Annotated in this window: 6 protein-coding genes; 4 read left to right on the top strand and 2 right to left on the bottom strand. The window is 63.3% G+C overall.

What is annotated here, in order from left to right:
• Positions 1 to 258: DUF732 domain-containing protein (locus tag WB785_RS10190; protein ID WP_424078879.1), on the bottom strand; the 258-nt coding region annotated here is incomplete at its 3' end.
• 76 nt (positions 259 to 334) lie between these two features.
• Here WB785_RS10190 and WB785_RS10185 point away from each other — a divergent pair.
• The 4 genes from WB785_RS10185 (at position 335) to WB785_RS10170 (ending at position 2697) form a co-directional block, all read left to right on the top strand.
• The gene (locus WB785_RS10185) at positions 335 to 820 is read left to right on the top strand and encodes a polyketide cyclase (protein ID WP_424078878.1); all 486 of its coding nucleotides are present in this window, start codon (positions 335 to 337) and stop codon (positions 818 to 820) included.
• Between the two features lie 73 nt (positions 821 to 893).
• Entirely contained in the window at positions 894 to 1631 is a 738-nt protein-coding gene (locus WB785_RS10180; protein ID WP_424078876.1) for a Clp protease N-terminal domain-containing protein, read from the top strand.
• A 35-nt stretch (positions 1632 to 1666) separates the two neighbouring features.
• Positions 1667 to 2173 carry a hypothetical protein gene (locus WB785_RS10175; RefSeq protein WP_424078880.1) on the top strand — a complete coding sequence of 169 codons (507 nt, stop codon included), beginning with the start codon at positions 1667 to 1669 and terminating at the stop codon, positions 2171 to 2173.
• Positions 2161 to 2697, top strand: a complete 537-nt coding sequence (locus tag WB785_RS10170) for a GNAT family N-acetyltransferase (RefSeq protein ID WP_424078874.1) — start codon at positions 2161 to 2163, stop codon at positions 2695 to 2697. Before WB785_RS10175 ends, WB785_RS10170 begins: the two co-directional genes overlap by 13 nt.
• Here the strand turns inward: WB785_RS10170 and zapE are convergent.
• Positions 2694 to 3368, bottom strand: a 675-nt coding sequence (gene zapE / locus WB785_RS10165) for a cell division protein ZapE (RefSeq protein WP_424078873.1), incomplete at its 5' end; no start/stop codon positions are given. The genes WB785_RS10170 and zapE overlap by 4 nt on opposite strands.

The following is a 3368-nucleotide window of genomic DNA, read 5'->3' as shown; positions in this document are numbered from 1 at the left end:
GAATTTGGCGGCGCTGGTCGTGCTGATTCCCGGGTTCTGCTCGCTCACATGCTGGATGACGTCAAGTTCCGGCTGGCCGTGGCTCATCATCGCGCACGCGGTCTTGCCGGCGTTGATCGCGCTCGGTCCGTTGCTAAAGGTGATGCCGGCTTTGGTGAGCGCGTCCAGGAAGCTCGCGTCAACGCCGGGGTCCGCATGCGCAGGCGCGCCCCATCCCAGTGTTGCGGCGACGCCGAACAGCACCAGTAGACGTCGCATCCGCTCATCATGGCTCACTTCGGTGCCCGTTGTCGTATCGGACCCACTCGCTCCGGAATGCTGTCAAGATCAGACGGTGGTCGAGAAAATCGAAGTCCAGCGCAAGATCCCTGCGTCTCCATCCGACATCTTCGCCGTGCTCTGCGATCCCCAGGGACACGTCGCCATCGACGCAACGGGAATGTTGCAGGACGCCGAAGGCGGACCCGTTGCCGCGGCCGGCGACAGCTTCGTCGTTCACATGGATCGCGAAGCCCTCAACGACTTTCCGGAGTTCGGCAAGTACGACGTCACCGTCAACATTCGCGACTTCGAGCCGGACCGGCTGATTTCGTGGACGGTTCTGGGCAAGATCCGCCCACAGATCGGCCATGTGTACGGCTACCGCCTCGAACCGGACGGGGCTGGCGAGGGCACGCTCGTCACATCGTTCTACGACTGGTCCCAGATCGACGAGAAGTGGCGTGAAGCCAACCTTTTTCCGGTGATTTCCGACCTGGCATTGCGGGCCACTTTGGGCATTCTGGATCGGACCGTGCGCCGGGGCTACGCCAAAGGCTAAGTGAGCACCGCTCACTAATTTTGCCGTCAACTCTCAGTTGACGAATTCACACCGTCAACCTAACGTTGACGACATGACCGACTCCGACTCCAGGCCCACGCCGATAACCCACCCCGTCCGACTCGACGAGCTGATCAGCGCCATCAAGCACGTGCATACCGACGTGCTCGACCAGCTCAGCGATGCCGTCTTGGCGGCCGAACATCTCGGCGAGGTCGCCGACCACCTGATCGGCCACTTTGTCGACCAAGCGCGCCGATCGGGAGCGTCCTGGACGGACATCGGCAAGAGCATGGGCGTCACCAAGCAAGCCGCGCAGAAGCGGTTCGTCCTGCGGGCCGAGGCCACGTCACTCGACCCCAACCAAGGATTCGAACGCTTCACCCCTCGGGCGCGCAACGCCGTCGTCGCCGCTCAAAACGCCGCGCACGAGGCGCACAACGCCGAAATCACCCCCGAGCACTTACTGCTCGGCCTGCTGAACGACGCGGACGCGCTGGCCACCAAGCTGCTGATCGCGCAGCAGGTGCAGCCCGAATCTGTTCGGGCAGCGATCACAGTGCCGTCGGCCATCGCCGATCCGCCGCAGCTGATCCCGTTCAGCGGCCCGGCCCGCAAAGCGCTCGAGCTGACCTTCCGTGAGGCACTTCGGCTGGGCCACAACTACATTGGCACTGAGCATATGCTGCTCGCGCTGCTCGAACTTGAAGACGGCAGCGGTCCCTTGCACCAGGCGGGCATCGACAAGGACCGGGTCGAAACCGATCTGATCGCTGTGCTGGAATCTCTGGTGGCCGGGCAGAAGGACTGACCGCGCGCTTGGCGGTATGCCATCATGCGAGGGTGATGAGCCGTTGCCTAGTCGTGTTGGTCACCGTATTCGCCGCCACTCTGGTCGTGGTCCCGCGCGCAGCGGCCGGCGACGCGCCAATCGGCCATCTGGGCGACACGTTGCGCGTCGACACCGGAAAGATGATCGTCGACATCACGGTCAGCAGCGTCCAACCAGTCGACCCGCCGCCGGGATTCGGATACAACCGCGTCGGCATCCCGGTCAAGAGCTTCCCGAACAGCGCGGTGGTGCGCGCCGATGTGGCGATCCATGCCGTCCGGGTGCCGACGGCGTACCAGATGGCCACGGATTTCACCTTCGACGGGGTAACGCCGTTCGGCGATGCCTATAAATCCCGCCCGTCCGATGCACCCGACGCGCTGGATGCCGCGCTGACGAACGCACCGGCCGGCTCTATCGTTCGTGGCGGCGTGTATTGGGAGGCCTACCGCGATCCGGTCTCCAATGTCGTGCTGTTGGACAAGAAGACGGGCTATCACCTAGCGCAGTGGAATCTTTAGCTCGTATTGCCAGGGCAGATTCCGTCGACATCGACGAGTTGGCTGAGGTTGCCGCACGCACGTTCCCGCTCGCCTGTCCCCCGTCCGTCACGCCTGCAAATATCGCGGCGTTCGTCGACGCCAACCTGTCCGGCGCACGCTTCAGCGAGTATCTGGCCGATCCGCAGCGGCTGATCCTCACTGCCAGCCGCGACGATCGGATTGTCGGTTACGCCATGCTGATCCGCGGTGTCGGCGACGATCCGCAGGTGCGGCGAGCCGTGCGTATTCGACCAGCCGTGGAACTGTCGAAGATGTACGTGCTGCCAGAGCATCACGGCTCGGGTATATCCACCGCACTGATGGACGCCGCCCTGACCGCTGCCGTCGAATGGGGCGCCGGCTGCGTATGGCTGGGCGTCAATCAGAAAAACTCACGCGCCCAACGGTTTTACGAAAAGTACGGCTTCAACATCAACGGCGTCAGAACATTTCAATTGGGTGCTGATACCGAAGACGACCATGTAATGCTGCGGCAGCTCTAAGCGTTGACGGCTGCAGTTAGAGCGAGCAAACGCGACGTGGCCCGCAGATACTTCTTCCGGAAGCCACCGGCCAGCATTTCCTGGCTGAAGACGCGATCCAGCTTCTCCCCCGAGGCCAGCACCGGGATGCCGGCGTCGTAAAGCCGGTCGGTTAGAGCCACCAGCCGCAGAGCCACGTTCTGGTCGTCGATGGCGTGCACGCCGGTCAGGAACACCGCTGACACTCCTTCGATCAGCGTCAGATATCGCGACGGGTGCATGGTGGCCAGATGGGTGCACAGCGCGTCGAAGCCGTCGAGCGTCGCGCCCGAGACGGTGGCGGCGCGCGCCGCGACTTGTTCGTCGGTGGGCGGCTGAGGCGCTAGCGGCAACTCGCGGTGCCGGTAGTCGGGCCCGTCGATCCGGACGACGTCGAAAATGGCTGCTAGCGTGTTGATTTCACGTAGAAAATCCTGCGCCGCAAAACGGCCCTCCCCCAGCTGCTCGGGCAGCGTGTTGGACGTCGCGGCCACCGACACGCCTCGCTCGACAAGTTGGGAAAGCAGCCGCGATATCAGCGTGGTATTTCCCGGATCATCCAACTCGAACTCGTCGATACACAACAGCGTGTAATGCCCAAGTAGGTCAATGCATTCGGTGAAGCCGAACACCCCCGCCAGCTGGGTCAGCTC

Origin of the sequence: Mycobacterium sp. (assembly GCF_049585075.1) — a bacterium.
Lineage (GTDB): Bacteria > Actinomycetota > Actinomycetes > Mycobacteriales > Mycobacteriaceae > Mycobacterium.
This window is presented reverse-complemented; position numbering and strand designations above follow the sequence as displayed.